This window comes from Agrobacterium sp. 22-226-1, assembly GCF_053522345.1.
Genome location: NZ_JBNWCP010000048.1, coordinates 1 through 2,490 on the forward strand (window position 1 = coordinate 1; position 2,490 = coordinate 2,490).

2 protein-coding genes are annotated in these 2,490 nt (G+C 59.6%); both read left to right on the plus strand.

Annotated features, from left to right (window positions below; translation table 11 throughout):
* The first annotated feature begins 113 nt into the window (after positions 1 to 113).
* Complete coding sequence (gene istA / locus ACQZ5K_RS26950; protein ID WP_448742077.1) at positions 114 to 1,634, plus strand: IS21 family transposase; 1,521 nt, start codon at positions 114 to 116, stop codon at positions 1,632 to 1,634.
* Complete coding sequence (istB, locus tag ACQZ5K_RS26955) at positions 1,624 to 2,418, plus strand: IS21-like element helper ATPase IstB (RefSeq protein WP_448742078.1); 795 nt, start codon at positions 1,624 to 1,626, stop codon at positions 2,416 to 2,418. Before istA ends, istB begins: the two co-directional genes overlap by 11 nt.
* Positions 2,419 to 2,490 lie beyond the last annotated feature (72 nt).

Sequence of the window (2,490 nt, forward strand, 5' to 3'; positions counted from 1 at the left end):
TGTTGGTTTCCACGCAGAACTGAGCCGGTTAGGCGCATAATTTCCATTGAGAATTGAGCCATGTGAACCTTCCCCCCAACGCGGTGAGCGACGGGGGCAACGGAGTGATCCACATGGGACTTTTAAACATCATCCGTCGGATGGCGCTGCGCGAGAAGCAGTCGATCCGCGAGATCAGCCGGCGCACCGGGCTGTCGCGCAACACGATCGCGAAGTATTTGAGCGCGGGTACGATAGAGCCGACGTTCACGGTACCGGAACGACCGAGCAAGCTTGATCCTTTTGCCGACAAACTTGCTGGCTGGCTGAAGACCGAGGCCGGAAAGTCGCGGAAGCAGCGCCGAACGCTGAAGCAGGTTCATGCTGATCTGGTGGCTCTGGGCTTTACCGGCTCCTATGGCCGGGTCGCCGCCTTCGCCCGTGAGTGGCGGACTGAGCAGCAGACGGCGGGCCGCGGCATATTCGTTCCGCTGTCTTTCCGCCCAGGCGAAGCATTCCAGTTCGATTGGAGTGAAGATTATGCCGTGGTAGGCGGCGAGCGCACGAAGCTTCAGGTCGCACACATCAAGCTATCACACAGCCGTGCTTTTCTGGTCAGAGCCTACCTGCTGCAAACGCACGAGATGCTCTTTGACGCCCATTGGCACGGCTTCAGGGTCTTCGGCGGTGTGCCTGCGCGGGGAATTTATGACAATATGCGCACTGCGGTCGATCGCGTGGGCCGCGGCAAGGAGCGACAGGTCAATATCCGTTTCCTCGCGATGACAAACCACTACGTCTTCGCGCCCGAGTTCTGCAATCCAGCGGCAGGATGGGAAAAGGGTCAGGTCGAGAAAAACGTCCAGGATGCCCGACCGCGGCTATGGCAACAGATGCCGGACTTCCCGGATTTGGTGGCGTTGAATGCCTGGCTGGAACATCATTGCCAAAACCTGTGGCGCGAGACACCGCATGGCACTTTGCCCGGAACGATTGCGGACATCTGGGCAGCCGAGCAGGCCGCACTGATGGCGTTGCCTGCAGCTTTCGACGGCTTTGTCGAACAGAGCAAGCGAGTCTCACCAACATGCCTGATCACCTTCGAACGGAACCGCTACAGTGTGCCTGCATCGTTTGCGAACCGGCCCGTCAGCCTGCGGATTTATCCCGAACGACTGGTCGTTGCAGCCGAAGGCAATATCCTCTGCGAACATCCGCGGATCATAGAACGCAGCCACGACAAACCGCCGAGGACGATTTACGACTGGCGACATTACCTTGCCGTCATCCAGCGCAAGCCCGGTGCCCTGCGCAATGGCGCACCCTTCCTGGAATTACCGTTGGCCTTTCGGCGACTACAGGACCAGATGCTCCGCCGCCCCGGCGGTGATCGTGAGATGGTGGACATACTAGCTCTTGTTCTTCATCACGACGAACAGGTCGTCGTCAGGGCTGTGGAACTGGCCTTGGATGCGGGCGTGGCGACTAAAACGCATGTGCTGAACCTGCTGCATCGTCTGATCGACGGCAAGACGACTGACGGTCCCGACATCGATACGCCACAAGCGCTGACCCTGCTGCACGAACCCAAGGCCAACGTCGAACGCTACGATGGCTTGCGGGTCCGGATCGTAGGAGGTCGTCATGCGTCATGATCCCGCCAGCGCCGCCGTCGTCATCATGCTGCGTAGCCTGAAGATGTATGGCATGGCCCAAGCGGTCACGGACCTCATCGAGCAAGGAGCCCCAGCGTTCGATGCGGCCGTGCCGATCCTGTCCCAGTTGCTGAAAGCCGAGATGGCCGAACGTGAGGTCCGCTCCATCGCCTATCACATGAAGGCTGCCCGCTTCCCGGCCTACAAGGACATCTCCGGATACGACTTCGCCGCCAGCGAGATCAACGAAGCGACGGTGCGCCAGTTGCACCGATGCGAGTTCATGGACGGAGCGCAGAATATCGTGCTTGTCGGCGGGCCGGGCACAGGCAAAACCCACGTGGCAACGGCACTCGGTGTCCAGGCGATCGAGCATCATCGCCGAAAGGTCCGCTTCTTCTCGACCATCGAATTGGTCAATGCCCTCGAGCAGGAGAAGGCCAAAGGCAGAGCAGGCCAGATCGCCGAGACGCTGGTTCGCCTCGATCTGCTGATCCTCGATGAGCTCGGATACCTTCCGTTCAGCGCTTCAGGCGGAGCGCTGCTCTTCCACCTGCTGAGCAAGCTTTACGAGCGCACCAGCGTCATCATCACCACCAACCTCAGCTTCAGTGAATGGGCCACCGTCTTCGGCGACGCCAAAATGACGACCGCTTTGCTCGACCGCCTGACCCATCGTTGCCATATCCTGGAAACCGGGAACGACAGCTTCCGCTTCAAAGCGAGTTCGGCCGCCGCGGCACAAAAGAGAGGAGAAAAGGCCAACCCATTGACCAAAGCCTGATCAGACAACCATACTTAGAGGTGGCTCACTTCTCGGTGGAAAAACCGGCTCAGTTCCGCGTGGAAACCAACA